The organism is Salarchaeum japonicum (genome assembly GCF_049705945.1).
Lineage (GTDB): Archaea > Halobacteriota > Halobacteria > Halobacteriales > Halobacteriaceae > Salarchaeum > Salarchaeum japonicum_A.
Genome location: NZ_JBNAMV010000004.1, coordinates 1768876 through 1784445 on the forward strand (window position 1 = coordinate 1768876; position 15570 = coordinate 1784445).

General features: G+C 66.1%; 17 protein-coding genes. 8 read left to right on the top strand and 9 right to left on the bottom strand.

Annotated elements, in window-relative coordinates:
- Positions 1-13 precede the first annotated feature (13 nt).
- Positions 14-565, top strand: coding sequence for a transporter (locus ACOZ4O_RS11355; RefSeq protein WP_424525422.1), 552 nt, complete (start codon positions 14-16; stop codon positions 563-565).
- On the opposite strand, the gene ACOZ4O_RS11360 is transcribed toward ACOZ4O_RS11355, so the two are convergent.
- The gene (locus tag ACOZ4O_RS11360) at positions 528-1013 is read right to left on the bottom strand and encodes an N-acetyltransferase family protein (RefSeq protein ID WP_424525423.1); all 486 of its coding nucleotides are present in this window, start codon (positions 1011-1013) and stop codon (positions 528-530) included. The two genes, ACOZ4O_RS11355 and ACOZ4O_RS11360, sit on opposite strands and share 38 nt — an antisense overlap.
- A gap of 24 nt (positions 1014-1037) precedes the next feature.
- The gene (locus tag ACOZ4O_RS11365) at positions 1038-1664 is read right to left on the bottom strand and encodes a metal-dependent hydrolase (RefSeq protein WP_424525424.1); all 627 of its coding nucleotides are present in this window, start codon (positions 1662-1664) and stop codon (positions 1038-1040) included.
- A gap of 78 nt (positions 1665-1742) precedes the next feature.
- Between ACOZ4O_RS11365 and ACOZ4O_RS11370 the strand changes: the two genes are divergently transcribed.
- Entirely contained in the window at positions 1743-2450 is a 708-nt protein-coding gene (locus tag ACOZ4O_RS11370) for a helix-turn-helix domain-containing protein (protein WP_424525425.1), read from the top strand.
- Between the two features lie 195 nt (positions 2451-2645).
- On the opposite strand, the gene hmgB is transcribed toward ACOZ4O_RS11370, so the two are convergent.
- From hmgB to ACOZ4O_RS11395, 5 genes are all read right to left on the bottom strand, one after another.
- Positions 2646-3983, bottom strand: a complete 1338-nt coding sequence (hmgB, locus tag ACOZ4O_RS11375; protein WP_424525426.1) for a hydroxymethylglutaryl-CoA synthase — start codon at positions 3981-3983, stop codon at positions 2646-2648.
- A 62-nt stretch (positions 3984-4045) separates the two neighbouring features.
- Positions 4046-6649, bottom strand: a complete 2604-nt coding sequence (locus ACOZ4O_RS11380; RefSeq protein WP_424525427.1) for a PA14 domain-containing protein — start codon at positions 6647-6649, stop codon at positions 4046-4048.
- 33 nt (positions 6650-6682) lie between these two features.
- Positions 6683-7261 carry a DUF2150 family protein gene (locus ACOZ4O_RS11385; RefSeq protein ID WP_424525428.1) on the bottom strand — a complete coding sequence of 193 codons (579 nt, stop codon included), beginning with the start codon at positions 7259-7261 and terminating at the stop codon, positions 6683-6685.
- Between the two features lie 38 nt (positions 7262-7299).
- A complete protein-coding gene (locus ACOZ4O_RS11390) occupies positions 7300-8142 on the bottom strand; it encodes a TatD family hydrolase (protein ID WP_424525429.1) in 843 nt (280 codons plus the stop codon).
- 31 nt (positions 8143-8173) lie between these two features.
- The gene (locus ACOZ4O_RS11395) at positions 8174-8614 is read right to left on the bottom strand and encodes an NYN domain-containing protein (RefSeq protein WP_424525430.1); all 441 of its coding nucleotides are present in this window, start codon (positions 8612-8614) and stop codon (positions 8174-8176) included.
- Positions 8615-8723: 109 nt separating this feature from the next.
- Here ACOZ4O_RS11395 and gcvT point away from each other — a divergent pair, with 109 nt between their 5' ends.
- From gcvT to ACOZ4O_RS11420, 5 genes are all read left to right on the top strand, one after another.
- Positions 8724-9803, top strand: a complete 1080-nt coding sequence (gcvT, locus tag ACOZ4O_RS11400; protein ID WP_424525431.1) for a glycine cleavage system aminomethyltransferase GcvT — start codon at positions 8724-8726, stop codon at positions 9801-9803.
- A gap of 3 nt (positions 9804-9806) precedes the next feature.
- Positions 9807-10184 (top strand): glycine cleavage system protein GcvH, encoded by a 378-nt coding sequence (gene gcvH / locus ACOZ4O_RS11405; RefSeq protein ID WP_424525432.1) that lies wholly within the window; start codon positions 9807-9809, stop codon positions 10182-10184.
- Between the two features lie 153 nt (positions 10185-10337).
- Positions 10338-11666, top strand: a complete 1329-nt coding sequence (gcvPA, locus tag ACOZ4O_RS11410) for an aminomethyl-transferring glycine dehydrogenase subunit GcvPA (RefSeq protein WP_424525433.1) — start codon at positions 10338-10340, stop codon at positions 11664-11666.
- A gap of 1 nt (position 11667) precedes the next feature.
- Positions 11668-13092, top strand: a complete 1425-nt coding sequence (gcvPB, locus tag ACOZ4O_RS11415; protein WP_424525434.1) for an aminomethyl-transferring glycine dehydrogenase subunit GcvPB — start codon at positions 11668-11670, stop codon at positions 13090-13092.
- Positions 13093-13124: 32 nt separating this feature from the next.
- On the top strand, positions 13125-13541 hold the full coding sequence (locus ACOZ4O_RS11420) for a CopG family ribbon-helix-helix protein (RefSeq protein WP_424525435.1): 417 nt from the start codon (positions 13125-13127) through the stop codon (positions 13539-13541).
- Here ACOZ4O_RS11420 and ACOZ4O_RS11425 read toward each other — a convergent pair.
- Both ACOZ4O_RS11425 and ACOZ4O_RS11430 read right to left on the bottom strand, forming a co-directional pair.
- The gene (locus tag ACOZ4O_RS11425) at positions 13502-13762 is read right to left on the bottom strand and encodes a MarR family transcriptional regulator (protein ID WP_424525436.1); all 261 of its coding nucleotides are present in this window, start codon (positions 13760-13762) and stop codon (positions 13502-13504) included. The genes ACOZ4O_RS11420 and ACOZ4O_RS11425 overlap by 40 nt on opposite strands.
- 221 nt (positions 13763-13983) lie before the next feature.
- Positions 13984-14148 carry a hypothetical protein gene (locus ACOZ4O_RS11430; RefSeq protein WP_424525437.1) on the bottom strand — a complete coding sequence of 55 codons (165 nt, stop codon included), beginning with the start codon at positions 14146-14148 and terminating at the stop codon, positions 13984-13986.
- A gap of 77 nt (positions 14149-14225) precedes the next feature.
- Here ACOZ4O_RS11430 and ACOZ4O_RS11435 point away from each other — a divergent pair, with 77 nt between their 5' ends.
- Complete coding sequence (locus ACOZ4O_RS11435) at positions 14226-15500, top strand: MFS transporter (protein ID WP_424525438.1); 1275 nt, start codon at positions 14226-14228, stop codon at positions 15498-15500.
- Positions 15501-15570 lie beyond the last annotated feature (70 nt).

Here is a 15570-nt window from a genome sequence, read left to right on the forward strand (position 1 = left end):
CCGACTCCCGACTGTGATTCGAATCTGGACTTGCGGAGCCGTCGGCGGCGCGCTGGCGTACGTCGCCGGGTACGCGCTCACGTACGCGGTCGCCGCCGGCGACGTTGAGGACGAACTCGCCGTGCTGAACTTCGTTCTCGACGTGTTCGGGCAGGACGCGGTTCCGACGTGGACCGCCGTCGGTTGGCTCGCCTACAACGCGATGTACGTCCCGCTCACCTACTGGAACACTTCACAAAACCTCCTCGCGGATGCGAGCCCGCTCGTCCACATCGTCCCCGGCGTCCTGCTCGCGCTCGCGGGCGCTGGCGTCGCGTTCACAGTGAACGCAACCACCCCGACTGCGGGTGCGCGCGTCGGCGCCACGGTCGCGCTCGGATTCCTGCCGCTGGTCGTCGTCGGCGTCTTCGTACTCACCGTCACGCGCGGCGACCTCACCATCCGCCCCGACCCCGCGCTCGCCGTCGCCGCGGGCGCGCTCTACCCGTTGGTCTTCGGCATTCTCGGCGGCGCACTCACCGGCTGGTTCAGAGGTCGCGCGCCACAAGCTCGCCCCACGAACTGAACTCGTACCGGTCGTAGAACGCCCGCGCACGCTCGTTCTCCGCGTCCACGTCCAAGACCATCCTATCCAGCGGGAGATCCATCTCTCGCGCAGCGTCCAGCGCTGCCGCCATCAACTCATCCGCGACGCCCGTGCCTCGATAGGATTCCGCGACGAACACCTCGTTCAGCACTGCGGCATCCCAGACGTACGCGAGCGACGCCGGCAACACGAACACGTACCCGACGAGCCGTCCGTCGTCGACCGCGACCTGCACGCAGCGCGCGTTCTCCTCGATGCAGTCCGCGACCCACGACAGGTACTCCTCGCGGTACTCTTCGGTGAGCTTCGCTTCGTACACCGCCGCCTTCGCGTCGTCGCCCGTTCCCTCGCCCAGTCCGGTCTCGAACGCGCGCTTCAACCGCCAGAGTCCCTCTGCGTCGCCGTCGTACTCGCGTACCGTGACCATACGCCTCGTCTCGCGTCGGCGGAGTTAGCGCTGGCGCTCCCGGAACCGCGCCGCGAGCAGGAACCCGCTCAGGACGACGACGAGCAACCGGAACCCCGACGTGACGACCGGGAACACGCGCTCCACGTTCGATGGCTCCGTGCCCGCGGTCGGGTCGACTCCCGTGGAGTAGTGCGTGTCCGCCGTCGTCCCGCCGACCGTGCCGCCGTCGGGCGAGAGGTCGACGAACGTCTGCACGAGGCCGCGCTGGTTCGAGAACAGGAGTTCGCCGTTCACCGTGTAGAACCGGTCGTGGAGCGGGTAGAATGCGTTCACGCCGTTCACTGCGAGGTCGGGGAGGACACCGCCGAACACGAACGCCGCGAGCGCGACGAACGCCACCCGAACCCCGCGGTCGCCGTACCGACGGCGAAGCCACGACGCGGGTCGCCGTCTGTCCAGCGTGAGCGCGCCGAGCGCGACCGCCGGGAGCACGAGGTTGTGGAGGACTGCGCGGTGGCCGCCGTGAACCCAGAACCCGATGACGGTATCGATGTCGGGGAGTGCTGCGGCGGCGAGCACGACGAGGACGCTCTGCCGGTCGAACGCCGGTCCGAGCAGGGCGACGGCGACGATTCCGCCGATGGCGACGTGCACGATGGTCGACGGCATACCGTGTGATTAGCGCTCGAATACCATGGCTTCGTCGCCCGTCGATACGCTTTTTCGCCGTCGGACGAAGGAGAGTGTATGGACCGGGACGCGCGCGCACACCTCGCGGAACGCATCGCCGGCGAAGTCACGCTGAGCGACGACCCCGGCGCCACCCTCCGGAAGTGGCGGACGGACTTCGGCGTCTCCCAGACGTCGCTCGCGGACGAACTCGACATCTCCTCGTCCGTCATCTCTGACTACGAGAGCGGCCGCCGCGACTCCCCCGGAATCGGCCTCGTCAACCGCCTCGTCACCGGCCTGCTCGACATCGACGAGGCGCGGGGCGGCGACCGCATCCGCCAGTACGGCCGCGTGCTCTCCGCGGGCTTCGAGAGCGACGTGGTGCTCGACCTCCGCGAGTACTCGACGACTGTCCCGCTCACCGACCTCTACGACGCCGTCGACGCCACCGAGATAGCTGCCGGCGACCGCGACCGCGTGAGCGGCCACACCGTCATCAACAGCATCGAAGCAATCACGCGACTCTCCGCCGAGGACTTCTATCGGCTCTACGGCCAGAGCACGAACCGCGTGCTCGTGTTCACGCAGGTCTCCCGCGGGGAGTCACCGCTCGTCGCGCTCCGCGTCGTCAACCCCACGCCGAACGCCGTACTCCTCCACGGCATCGACGAAGACGACCTCTGGGAGCACGCGCCCCGACTCGCTCAACGCGACGGCTTCTCGCTCGCCATCACGAACCAAGACACGGACGCGATGCTGGACGAACTCCGCGAGTTCCCGTAGGCGTGCACGCCGACACCGCTCGGTCACGGGCGCTGTCGACGGATTTCGCTCGCACCCGTGACGCACTCGCTAAGTCACAGTGCCGGGTGGCGGCGGCTTCCCTGGTGAACGTTCGGCTGTCGGTTACGGCGCTGATTGTGGGCGTGGTTGCGGTGCTCGCGGCTGGCGTAGGTGGGCTGGAAAAGAAGCGGTCGGTTACTCGACGAACGTGTACTTGCGTTCGTTCATCGGCCCCCAGCCGTCGAACACGAACTCGCCCTCCGGCTGCGTGAACGGCTCCAGTTCCACGCGCTTCTCGTGGTTGTGGCGGTCGTGGACCTGCTCGTACTCGCTGAACGAGATGTCGTAGCGGTCGTCTATCTGGTCGTAGATGTCGCACGCCTCGATTTCGTCCTGCCAGCCGTCGACGACGGTCTCCGCGTGAATCTCCGCCTGCGCGCCCGACCCGTACGAACCGACGAGCAGCGTCTTCCCCGCCATCTCCGTGCCCTCCTCGGCGGCTTCGATGAGCGCGCTCATCCGCGCGATGTGGACGGAGCCGGTGTACCAGTTCCCGACCTCGCGACTGATGGAGAGCGTCGGATCGATGACCTCCGCGTACCAGTCCTGGTACTTCTCGGTGTCACCGAGCGCGTCCATGTACTCCCGAATCGCTTCCTGGTACGCTTCCTCGTCGTCGAACTCGTCGGGACGAGGCTGCCGGCCGATTTCGCCCGCGAGATCGTCTTCGTGTTCGGTGCCTCGAATGACGTGCCGGTACGCGAGCAGCGCGGCCTTCCGCACCATCCCCGGGAACGGCGTGTGGAACGGCGCGTACTCGAACCCGTCCAGTTCCACGTCGCCCGCGACGGACTCGTAGTCCTCCAGAGCTTCGCGCATCCGCGCGAGGTACACCTGCACCGAGCGCTTCCCGTCCACGCTCGGGAACTGCTGGTTCGGCTTCAAGAAGTCGGTCTCGTCCGCGGACCCGTACCCCTGCTCGTGGCTGATTTCCACCAGACTCGGGTCTTCCGTGATGTACATCGCCACCGCGCCAGCGCCCTGCGTCGCCTCGCCAGCGTCGCCACGCGCGTACAGCGCCGTGTCCGTCGCGATGACCAACGCGCCACGACCGCGGTTCCGCCCCGCCTTGATCCAGTTGTACGCGTCGTCGATGCTCTGCGTGCCCGCGATGCACGCGAACTTCCGCTCGCCCTTGTTCGCGTGATGGAAGTCGCCCTCGTACACGTCTTCCAAGCAGCCAGCGACGTACGTCGAAACCGGCTTCGAGTTGTCGAACGCGGACTCCGTCGCCACGTCGATACGCCCGATATCGTCGGGTTCCAAGCCCTTCCGCTCCATCAGCTTGTACGCCGCGTTCGCCCCCATCGTCACGATATCCTCGTACGCGTCCGGGAACGAACTCGCGTTCAACCCCAGTCCCTTCGTGTACTTCGCCGGGTCGTCGCCCTTCTGCGGCGCGAACGTCTCCGGCAGGTCGAGCTTCAGTTTCCCCGTCCAGATTTCGACCGCGTCGATACCGACTGCTGTCATACTCGCGTCTTTAGACACCACCTATATGGACTTGTCGATAGGGTGTTCGACGAACGTCGAAATCAAGGTCCGCTGCCGTCAGCATCATCTATCACTGCATATGAATCGACTACTGCACCATCTCCCCCGAACACGAGTATAGTCACCTTGAACTCCTCGTCGTATCCATATCCTGGGCTCACTCTAACGTTATTGCCGCTCCGTGCTGTTCGTGTCGTTTCGGCTTTTCCTCCTGTGGTCGTTGAAACGGCGACAAGACGAGTCTGCGAGTGACTTCCACTAGCTGAGACCGTGTAGTCGAACCGATAGCGTGGGCCCTGCCCATTGCTAGATTTGTCTGTAATTGTTGAACTGTCCAGTGTAGCGGTTGCGGACGTTCCAATGTTGTCGTTGCCGGATGGATTTACTGCGTCCGCTGTGTCTGAGACGGTCTCCGAAGCCACCACGTATTCGCCACCTGCTCCGTCGCTATAGATAACTCGAACCGTTACGTCGTACGCATCTCCTGCCCCATTCGAACTCGTATACGTTAGCCCACCTCGCGTTCCGCTCTTCTGCAGAGTCTGACTCGCGCTGTTCTCGTTCGTGTTCGTGTAATCCACCTCGACACGCTGGAACGAACTATTCGTGTTCGAAACACTGTACGACCCGATATACTCAACCGAATCCTGGTCTTGGTGGGTGAGGTCATCGAGCCGGAACGCAATTTCCGGTGTCGGCTCGCTCGTCCCGCCACCGTCGTCACTCGGCACTCGTGGCGTCAGCACGCTTGACGGTATCTCTTCCTCTGTGAAGCTGGGACCGTCCCACGACGTGGTGAGTACCTCTTCTCCCTGGTTCTCGAAGTACGTCACCGTGATGTTGTGTCGTCCCGCGGACAGACTGATATCGCCGGAAACCGTCTGCTCTGGGTGCTCGCCGTCGTTGTTCACCACGAGCTGGTCGTCAATGTAGAGCCGACTACCGTCGTCGGAACTCGTGGAGAACGTGTACGTCCCGCTCTCCGGGACCTCGATGTACGCCGTGTACTGGAACCCGAAGTCGTTATCGCGCTCTCGGGGGCTGATGTCGAACGTATCGACGTTCCCGGTGGCCTGCGGCGTCTGCGCGTCGAAGTTCGGCATTCCGCCACCACCGTAATCGCCTTCGTAGTAGCGGTAGTAGACGCCGTTCTCCGCTCGCTGTACGGACACCGGCAGTGTGTCGCTCCCGACGAGTCCAGACACGTAGACCGTCGTATTCCCGGTGTCGTACGTCATCGAGACTGTCGAGTACCCGGTCGCGTTCGTGTCGTCGTTGGACGAGGACGAGGGGAACGTAGCCACGGACGCGTTCTCCGTCGAGTAATCCACGAACACCCCACTCACGCCGTTGTTCGCGGACGTGATCGCCCGCGAAATCGCGTCTATCGGCGACGACGCCTCGCTCGGCGTGATGACGATTGTTCCGTTAACGTACTCGACACCGGGCTGGTCATCCATCAGTTCCGGCTGCCACTCGATGCTGTACGGAGCGCTACCGGTTCCGTTCCCGCCACCAGTCGCCTCTTCGACATCGAACTCGACTCGGTCCGCGTCGTCGGTGTCGCTGCCGATTGTCGCGCGGGTGTTCGAACTCACGTCGCTGAACTCGTAGGTGACGCGGCCGTCGCTTCCTGTCGACTGGGTCGCCGACCCGTCGACAGTCCCGCCGGACACCGTGACGTCGGCGTTCGGAACGGGATTGTTGTACTCGTCTCGAACCTCGAACGTCACCGGGTCGCCCACTCGGACCGTGCTGTCGCCGACGCGGGTGATGTACGCGGCGTCCGTATCGGCCGTCTGTGACCCGATGCCGATTTTCGCCGCGCGCAGCGAGTACTCGACGCCGTCCTCAAGAACGACCCGTACCTGGTTCTCCCCGGCTTGCGTAACGCTCACGACGTGCTGCTGGTTCCCAAGCGAGGTTCGGTTGCGCCACTCGGACGCCGGCATCCGCGAACTGAACGTTATCGTGACGTTCCCGGTCGTGTTCGTTACGTCCACGGGATTGGACGGTCCGCTCAACACGCTCGGGTCGACGGCCGACGCCGTCACGCCGTTCTGGAAGTAACTCCCGTTCAGCGCGACCAGCGTGATGGTCGTGCCATCGACGACCACTTGGGTCGACGCCGACGGCACCGTGTGTACGTCGCCGAAGTCGTTGTACAGCAGGCCGTTTTCCAGCACGCGCGAGGGCGCGCCGTCGTAGACGTTGTACTGGGCGTCGTACACGAGCGACTTCGTCGGATACGTCAGCGTGCCGTTCTGTCGCTCGAAGAAATCCTCGGTCTCGGGGTCACCGACCGCCGTGACGTTCGCGATGGAGAGGGTCGCGTTCCCGACCGCCTCCGTCTGCAGTGTTCCCGTGGCTGACGGTGGGTTTACGAAGAACGTCCGCACCGGATACTGCGTGCCGAGCGCCACGGACTCGGGGCGGCCGCCGCCGGACGCCGCCGCGCTGAGAACCGCGTTCCGAACCGCGACCAGATCCGATTCGACTTCCTGGCTGTGCTGGAACTCGATGGCCTCGTTCTCCTGGGGGACGACGTACGCCTGGTAGGTGGAGAGGAGGATGACGAGGATGGCGAACATCAGGATAGCGCCGATTTGGACGGTCACCCCGCGCTCGTCCTCCAGGAGTCGCATTACCTCTGTTTCCCGTCCGAGCGGGATAAATCCTTACTCGTCCTCTTCGACGACTTCCGGTTGTGCGAGGGCGCTCTGGAGGCTGTCCAGGCCGTTCACCCACTCGACGACCAGTCCGTATTCGAGGTCGTCCGCGAGCTCCATCGGGAGTTCTTCGCCGTCGATGATTCGGGTGCCCGCGCAGGCGGCGAGGCCGAGCGCGCGGTCGAACTCTTCTTCTTCTTCCGCGCCGGCGGCGGCCTGCACGTACTCCGTCACGTCGGCTTCGTCCGCGACGCCGTCCGCGACGTACTGCTCCGCGGAGTAGAACACGGCGACGAGACTCGTCTGCACGCCGTCCACGAGCATCAGCGTGTCCTCGTCCGCGATGTCGGGTTCCGCGAGCACGGTGTCCCGGATCTTCGCGAGTTCGTCCAGAGTCTCCTCCTCGTCCAGGTCGCCGTCCTGGTAGTCGGTGACGATTTTCGCGACCGCGATGGCCACGTCGTCTTGGAGGTTCAGGAGGAGACGAGCCGAGTCCTCTTCTTCGGGGTCGAGGTCCTCGTCCCTCAGTCGGTCGAGCCAGTTCTGCCAGCGTTCGTCCGCGTAGTACTCTTCTTCGTTCTCACTCATACCCACAACGCCGGCCGCCCGGGTGAAAGTCCTTTCTTTTAGGCCAGGGTGGCGTGCGTGTCGATACCGTAGACCGCCGCGGGCGTCTTCACGTGCGCGTTCCGCACCGCCGCCTCGTAGCCGTGTTCGAGCAGCCAGTTCACTCGCCGTGGGACGGTCTTCGGTCCCATCACCATCCCCGGCCGGTCGGGGTCGTCCACGAAATCCGTCTCCATCAGGAACGGCTTCCCGGCCTCGGCGGCGCGTTCCAGGCGGTCTTTTTCGCTCATCACGCTCGGCGTCACGCCCGCGAGTTCGCCCGCCGCGTAGTGCTTTACCACGCGCTCCGCGGACAATCCCTCGGCTTCCGCCCACTCGCCGACCTGGGTCAGGTCCTCGGTCGCTTCCGTGTGGAGTTGGACGGCGAGGTCGCGGTCGGCCGCGAGCGTGAACGCGTGCCGCATCGCGTCGTTCGACGCCGCCCACACGGCCTCGGATACGTCGTAGTGCGGCCGCCCCGACTTCAGCGCGACCGCGTCGCTCTCCACCGCGTACTCCGCCGCCACCTCCAGACCCGCCTGCATCAGCTCGCCCGCGTCTTCCGCGCTGTAGCCGTCGTCGACCAACTGCGAAATCAGGCCGGGGTGGACGCCGAGCACGGGCCACGCCCGCCCCCGGAGTTCCTCGCTCGCGCGCGCCGCCACGTCGATGGTCGTCTCGAAGACGTGCTCGAAACCATCCCTCGATTCGGGGAGCGGGCCGAGGTGCCACGAGGGCTTGTTCACCACGAGCAAGTGGGTGCCGCCGCTCCGCGCGAAGTCCTTCACGGCCTCGATGCCCCGCGCGTGCTCGGGGTCGAGGTGCATGTGGTTGTCCAGAACCGGCGTGCCGAGGTCGCGCATACCCGTGGTAGCGGGCGGCCGACTGAATAACCTACTCTTCGAGGAGCACGGCGTCCGTCGCCGCGTTCCGCAGCGCGTCCGAACTCCCGTGCTCGCCGGGCGTCACCGCGAGCGTCTCCACGCCCTCCCGCGCGGCCTTCTCCAGCACGGGCTTGAAGTCGATGTCGCGCGAGGCGATGGCGAGCACGTCGACGCCGCCGCTCACCGCGAGTTCGGTCGCGTCCACCGCGAGCTTCACGTCCACGTCCCCGCTCGTCACGCGCACGTCGTAGCCCCGCGCCTCGCCCGCCTGAATCAATCCCGGGGTCGCGTGCTGGTCGAGGTAGAGCCGCGTCACCGCGAGCGTCCCGGCGTCCGCCGCCGCCTCCCGCACGTCGTCCAAGTCCACGTCGAACTCCTCGCGCAACACGTTCGGCCCGTCGACGAACAGGCCCACCCGCCGCCCGCCGTCCACGAGGTCGCGCAGTCCCATACTACCGAGAGGGGGCCGACCGCGCCTAATGGTTCCGGTCCACGCCAACACCTGCTCTCGCCGCTATCGAACCCGCGTAGTTTTCACCCCGGCGTGAGACGACTCCGGTATGTCACTGCGGACTCCACCGCTCCGCGACGTCCACGACGCCGCCGGCGCGACGTTCACCGACTTCGGCGGCTGGGAGATGCCCGTCGAGTTCGACTCCATCCGCGAGGAACACGCCGCCGTCCGCGAGGACGCCGGCATCTTCGACGTCTCCCACATGGGCCAAATCGAGGTATCGGGCCCGGACGCCGAACGCCTGCTGCAGCGCCTCACCACGAACGACGTGAGCGCGCTCGACGCGGGCGACGCCCAGTATTCGAGCATCGTGAACGCCGACGGCCACCTCATCGACGACACCGTCGTCTACGCCCTCCCGGACCGGGACGGCTTCCTGTTCGTCCCGAACGCCGGCCACGACGACGAGATGATGGACCGCTGGACCAGCCACCGGGACGACTGGGAACTGGACGCGACCGTCGAGAACCACACGACTGAGTACGGAATGGTCGCCGTACAGGGTCCGAACGCGCCCGACCTCGTCGCGGACGCGAGCGCGGGCGACGTGCTCGACCTCTCCATGTTCGAGACCACGCGAACCGAGGTCGCGGGCGTCCCCTGTCTCGTCTCCCGGTCGGGCTACACGGGCGAGGACGGCTTCGAACTCGTCTACGACAACGAACACGCCGAAACGGTCTGGGACGCGTTCGACTGCCAGCCGTGCGGGCTCGGCGCGCGCGACACTCTCCGCATGGAAGCCGGCCTATTGCTCTCCGGACAGGACTTCGACGCCGAGTCGAACCCGCGAACGCCCTACGAGGCGGGTATCGGGTGGACGGTCAAACTCGATACGGAGTTCGTCGGGCGGGACGCGCTCGAACGCGTGAAAGAGGAGGGCGTCGAGGAGAAATTCCGCGGCGTCGTGCTCCGAGAGCGCGGCGTCCCCCGACACGGCTACGACGTGACCGACGGCGACGGCACGGTCATCGGCGAACTCACGAGCGGGACGATGAGCCCGACCCTCGACGAACCCATCGGACTGGGCTACGTCTCCGTCGACTTCGAACCGGGCGACCGGGTCGGCGTCGTGATTCGCGGCGACGAGAAGAAGGCAGAACTTAGGACACCCCGCTTCCTCGACTGAACCATGAGCTTCGACGTACCCAGCGACCTGTACTACCTCGAATCGCACGAATGGTACGACCCCGACACCGGACGCGTCGGTATCAGTGACTTCGCGCAGGACGAACTCGGCGACGTGGTGTTCGTCGAACTCCCCGACGAGGGCGACGAACTCGCGCAGGACGACCAGTTCGGTGTCGTGGAGTCCATCAAGGCCGTCAGCGACCTCTACAGCCCCGTCTCCGGCGAGGTCTCGGACACGAACACCGACCTCGAAGACGCGCCCGAACTCGTGAACGACGAGCCGTTCGGCGACGGCTGGATGCTCGAAGTCGAGGGCGTGGACGAGAGCGACTTGGACGACCTTCTCACCGCCGAGGAGTACCGCGAGCAAATCGAGTGATTCTGCGGCGTCCGTGCGCACTCCGGCGCTGATTCGCCCGGGTGTGATGCACGAATGTGTATTTTTCCGGGGTGGTTCGCGTTCCGGAACCGGGAGTATGATATCCGCGCGTTCGCATGAGACACGTATGCGAACACACTGTGGTGAGACGCGATGAGCGGCGCGGGAGGGAGCCCGTACGCGCCCCACACGCCCGACGAGACGGCGGAGATGCTCGCGGCCGTCGACGCCGACTCCGTCGAGGACCTCTTCGACATTCCGGAGTCGGTCCGGTTCGACGGCGAGTACGGCCTCGACGCCCGAACGGAACAGGAGACCCGGCGCGAGGTCGGTGACCTGCTCGCGGCGAACGACGACCTGACGGAGTTCCTCGGACGCGGCCACTACGACCACTACGTCCCCTCGCTGGTGGACACCATCAGCCAGCGCTCCGAGTTCATCACGTCCTACACGCAGTACCAACCGGAGGTCACGCAGGGCTTCCTCCAGGTGCTGTTCGAGTACCAGAGCCTCCTCGTCGAGCTCACGGGCCTCGAAATCGCAAACTGCTCGATGTACGACGCGGCGACCGCGCTCGCGGAGGCCGTCCTGCTCGCCAAGCGCGTCCGACAGGCGGACGGCACGCGCGTCCTCCTCCCCGAAAACACGCGCGAGGAGCGCGTCGGCGTCGTCGAGAACTACGTCGCGGGCAACGACCTCACCGTCGAAACCTACCCCACGGAGAACGGAACCGTCGACCTCGACGCGCTCCGCGAGACCGCGGACGACGACACGCTCTTCGTGTACGCGGAGAACCCCAGCACCGACGGCGTCATCGAGGAGAACCTCCAGCAGATTGGTTCGCTCGCGGCCGACCACGACGCCCTGTTCTGCCTCGGCAGCGACCCGGTCGCGCTCAGCCTCCTCCAGCGCCCCGCGGACGTGGGCGCGGATGTCGTCGTCGGCGACGCCGCCGTCCTCGGCATGCCCACGAGCTACGGCATGGGACTCGGGCTGTTCGCGTGCAGGGAGGACTTCCTCCGGCAGGTCCCCGGCCGGCTGGTCGGCGCGAGCGAGGACTCGGCGGGCAAGCGCGCGTACACGCTGACGCTCCAGACGCGCGAGCAACACATCCGCCGGGAGCGCGCCACCTCGAACATCTGCACGAACCAGGCGTGGGTCGCGCTCCGCGCGGCGATTCACGCCGCACAGCTCGGCCCGCAGGGGCTCGTCGACCTCGCGGAGCGAATGGTCGAACTCCCCCGCGACCTCGCGAGCGACCTCGACGACGTTCGCGGCGTTCGCGCGCCCGTCAACGACGGCCATCACTTCCGCGAGTTCGTCGCGCACACCGACCAGCCCGCACCGGCGGTCGCGGACGACCTCGAAGCCGAGGGGTTCGCCGTGCACGCCGTCGGCGACCACGAACTCCAGGTCTGCGTCACGGACGCGAACGAACCCGAGATACCCGACCTTATCGCGGCGTTCGAGGAGGTGGCCTGAGATGGAGCGCTACGACCAAGCCCGGTTCAGTCAGGAGGACGACGTGGAGTACGAGCCACTGCTCTCCGAGAAGAGCACCCAAGACGTCGAGGTCGAGTCGTCGCTGCCGGACGACCTCACGCGGGACTCGCTCGAACTTCCCGACCTCTCTGAACCCGAACTCGCCCGGCACTACGTCCGGCTCAGCCAGCAGAACTACGGCGTTGACACCGGCCCGTACCCGCTCGGGTCCTGTACGATGAAGTACAATCCGAAGTTCACCGAGGACCTCGCGGCGCGCCCGAGCGCGGCCGTCCACCCCGACCGCTCCGAGGAGAGCGTGCAGGGAACGCTCGGCCTCCTCCACGGCCTCCAAGAGCAACTCGCGAAAATCGGCGGCATGGACGCGGTAACGCTCCAACCGCCAGCGGGCGCGGCCGGCGAGTTCGCCGGCATCCTGCTCGCAAAGGCTTACCACGAGTCCCAGGGCGAGGGCGAGCAGCGCGACGAAATCGTCATTCCGGACTCCGCGCACGGCACGAACTTCGCGTCCGCCGCGCTCGGCGGCTACGACGTGGTCGAACTCCCGTCCGCCGAGGACGGCCGCGTCGACCTCGACGCGCTTGACGCCGCGGTCGACGAGAACACCGCCGCCTTGATGCTCACGAACCCGAACACGCTCGGCTTGTTCGAGCGCGACATCGAGGAGATCGCGGACATCGTCCACGACGCCGGCGGATTGCTCTACTACGACGGCGCGAACCTGAACGCGCTCCTCGGACGCGCCCGCCCCGGCGACATGGGCTTCGACATCATGCACTTCAACGTCCACAAGACGTTCGCCACCCCGCACGGCGGCGGCGGCCCCGGCGCCGGTCCGGTCGGCGTCACCGAGGACCTCGCGGAGTTCCTCCCGAACCCACAGGTCAGAGAGACCGACGACGCCTTCGAGTTCTTCGAACCCGACTCCAGCATCGGGAAGGTCCACGGGTTCTACGGGAACTGGCTCGTGCTCGTGAAGGCGTACGCGTACATCGCCCGACTCGGCGACGACGGCCTCAGCGACGCCTCCGCGAAGGCCGTGTTGAACGCGAACTACCTCGCCGAACAGGTCGAGTACGACGTTCCGTTCGAGCCGTTCCACCACGAGTTCGTCGCGTCCGCGGGCGACCAGGACGCCGCCGACGTGGCGAAGCGCATGCTCGACTACGCCGTCCACCCGCCGACGACGAAGTGGCCGGAAATCGTGAGCGAAGCGCTGATGACCGAACCGACCGAGGTCGAGAGCAAGCGCACGCTCGACCAGCTCGCCGCCGCGTTCAACGCCGTTGCCGGAGAGGACGACGACGCGCTCGCGGACGCGCCCGAACGCACGACCGCGCGCCGCATCGACCAGACCGAAGCCGCGCGCAATCCACGGCTCTCCTGGTACGCCCTCGATAACTAAGGATTAATAATCTCTCCCGGCCGAGTTAGCATATGGCCGTCGTCAGCGTCTCCATGCCGGACGAACTCCTCGAACGGATCGACGACTTCGCGGACTCCCACGGCTACACCGGCCGCAGCGAAGTGTTCCGGGAAGCCGCGCGCAACCTCCTCGGCGAGTTCGAGGACAAACGCCTCGAAGACCGCGAACTCCTCGGCGTCGTCACCGTCCTCTTCGACTACCAGAGCACGACCGTCGAGGAGCGCATGATTCGACTGCGCCACGAGTACGAGGGGCTCGTGTCCTCGAACGTCCACAACCACGTCGGCGACCACTACTGCATGGAACTGTTCATTCTCGACGGCACGCTCGAAGAGATATCGGAGTTCGTCGGGCGCGTCCGCGCGACTCAGGACACGCTCACCGTCGACTACTCGGTCATCCCCGTCGACGGCTTCACCGGGCTCTGAGGCGCGTACAGTTTCTTCCGCGCGTCGAGCGGGTACACGCGATCGTCCACCAGCCCCGCGTCCGCGAGCAACCCGATGGCGTGCCTTGTGGTGCGCTTCGACAGTCGGCTGCGCTCCCTGATATCCGCCTGCGTCAGCGGCGACTCCAGTTCCAGAACCTTGTACACGAGCTTCGCGCTCGGCGGGAGGGACTCAATACGTGATTCGGCAAAAACGACCACTGGACTGCTGTGCCATATCCGCTCATCTCACTGGATGGTCGTAGCGGTTTCCCTCGCGACAGACATAGCCGGTATCCACGAGCGCCAACCACTCACTTAACGACCCACCCGCGCACTCATCCACCACTCCCATCTATTCGATTTCCTATCCCAAAATACGGTTTATGGGCCGGAGCGCGGACTGCGGTCTCACCGGGATAAAACGGGCGAAGAAGGGCGCGTTAGACCGCTGTGGAGTCGATTCCGTTGATACGGACGAACCCGAAGTCGCATTCGGGGCAGTGCCACTTCGTCTTCAGGCCGAGGTGGAGGTGCGTCGCGGCGCTGCGGTAGAACTCGCGTTCCTCGTCGCACTCCGGGCAGTCGTGGTCGAGTTCGCGGGCCATACTCGGCGTCTCGACCCGTGTCGTGTTGAATCGTTCGGTCCGACCCTTCAATAGTCGGGGGCGCGAGCACCCACGTGATGGCCGACAGCCCGGACCCGCTGGACGCGTTCCGACAGTTCGCGGCGCTCGAACGCGGCGTGCTCGTCGTGTCCGTGGCGATGTTCGCGTTCAGCCTCGCGTTCCAGATGACGAGTCGATACGTCCCCGAATACCTCAGCGTCCTCGGCGCGAGCGCAGGTGTCGTCGGACTCTACGGGAGCGTCAGCAACCTCGTGAGCGCCGTCTACCCGTATCCGGGCGGCCGGCTCTCCGACCGCGTCGGGTCGCGGCGCGCGCTCACGCTGTTCGGCGCGCTCTCCACGCTCGGCTTCCTCGTGTGGTGGGCCGCGCCCGTGCTCGCGACGCCGACCGTTCCAGCGTGGCTCTGGATTTTCCTGGGGTTGTTCCTCACGCAGGCGTGGAAATCCCTCGGACTCGGCGCGACGTTCGCCATCGTGAAGCAGAGCGTCTCGCCCGACCGGCTCGCCACCGGGTTCGCGAGCACGGAGACCTTCCGCCGCGTCGGCTTCCTCCTCGGACCGCTGCTCGCCGCCGGTATCCTCGCGCTCACCGCGGACTTCACCGCGGGGTTCCGGGGGGTGCTCCTCGTCGGCGTCGCGTTCGCGCTGCTCGCGACGCTCGGCCAGCACTGGCTGTACGACGCCAGCCGAGACTCCCTCGGAAAATCCTTCTCGGGCGTGTCGAGCGTCCTCGACGACCTCCGCGGCCTCCCGCGCGAACTCCGCCCGCTCCTCGTCGCGGACACGCTCGTCCGCTTCGGGAACGGCATGGTGTACGTGTTCTTCGTGCTCGTCGTCACCGACCTCCGCACCGTCTCCTTCACGGGGTTCGGCGTCACGCTCGCCCCGGCCGCGTTCTTCGGCGTGCTGCTCGCCGTCGAGATGGCTGTCGCGCTCCTTAGCATGCTCCCCGTCGCCCGGCTCGCCGACCGCGCCGGCCTCAAACCCGTCGTCGCGCTCGGGTTCTCGGTATACGCGATTTTTCCGGTCCTTCTGATTCTCGCGCCCGCCGACCCCTGGGTGTTCGTCGCGCTGTTCGCGTTCTCCGGGCTCCGGTTCGCCGGCCTCCCCGCGCACAAGGCGCTCATCGTCGGTCCCGCTGCTCGCGACGAGGGCGGGAGCACCACCGGCGCGTACTACCTCGTGCGGAACGTCGTCGTAATTCCGAGCGCCCTCCTCGGCGGACTGCTCTACACTAGGGACCCAGTTCTCGCGTTCGCCGTCGCGTCCGTCGTCGGGTCGCTCGGCGTCCTCTACTTCCTCGCCCGCGGCAAGCGGTTCCAACCACAATAAACCATAGGCGACTATACGAAACTCTACGTCCCGGGGGCAGACAGTAACGCATTTAGTTCTTTAGGCCTGC

Bases quoted from the DNA above. Each gene is read 5' to 3' on its own strand.
- ACOZ4O_RS11380 (WP_424525427.1), bottom strand. From the start codon at position 6,649: ATGCGACTCCTGGAGGACGAGCGCGGGGTGACCGTCCAAATCGGCGCT.
- ACOZ4O_RS11430 (WP_424525437.1), bottom strand. From the start codon at position 14,148: ATGGCCCGCGAACTCGACCACGACTGCCCGGAGTGCGACGAGGAACGC.
- ACOZ4O_RS11420 (WP_424525435.1), top strand. From the start codon at position 13,125: ATGGCCGTCGTCAGCGTCTCCATGCCGGACGAACTCCTCGAACGGATC.
- ACOZ4O_RS11360 (WP_424525423.1), bottom strand. From the start codon at position 1,013: ATGGTCACGGTACGCGAGTACGACGGCGACGCAGAGGGACTCTGGCGG.
- ACOZ4O_RS11365 (WP_424525424.1), bottom strand. From the start codon at position 1,664: ATGCCGTCGACCATCGTGCACGTCGCCATCGGCGGAATCGTCGCCGTC.
- ACOZ4O_RS11370 (WP_424525425.1), top strand. From the start codon at position 1,743: ATGGACCGGGACGCGCGCGCACACCTCGCGGAACGCATCGCCGGCGAA.
- gcvT (WP_424525431.1), top strand. From the start codon at position 8,724: ATGTCACTGCGGACTCCACCGCTCCGCGACGTCCACGACGCCGCCGGC.
- gcvH (WP_424525432.1), top strand. From the start codon at position 9,807: ATGAGCTTCGACGTACCCAGCGACCTGTACTACCTCGAATCGCACGAA.
- gcvPB (WP_424525434.1), top strand. From the start codon at position 11,668: ATGGAGCGCTACGACCAAGCCCGGTTCAGTCAGGAGGACGACGTGGAG.
- ACOZ4O_RS11385 (WP_424525428.1), bottom strand. From the start codon at position 7,261: ATGAGTGAGAACGAAGAAGAGTACTACGCGGACGAACGCTGGCAGAAC.
- ACOZ4O_RS11390 (WP_424525429.1), bottom strand. From the start codon at position 8,142: ATGCGCGACCTCGGCACGCCGGTTCTGGACAACCACATGCACCTCGAC.
- gcvPA (WP_424525433.1), top strand. From the start codon at position 10,338: ATGAGCGGCGCGGGAGGGAGCCCGTACGCGCCCCACACGCCCGACGAG.
- ACOZ4O_RS11435 (WP_424525438.1), top strand. From the start codon at position 14,226: ATGGCCGACAGCCCGGACCCGCTGGACGCGTTCCGACAGTTCGCGGCG.
- ACOZ4O_RS11395 (WP_424525430.1), bottom strand. From the start codon at position 8,614: ATGGGACTGCGCGACCTCGTGGACGGCGGGCGGCGGGTGGGCCTGTTC.
- hmgB (WP_424525426.1), bottom strand. From the start codon at position 3,983: ATGACAGCAGTCGGTATCGACGCGGTCGAAATCTGGACGGGGAAACTG.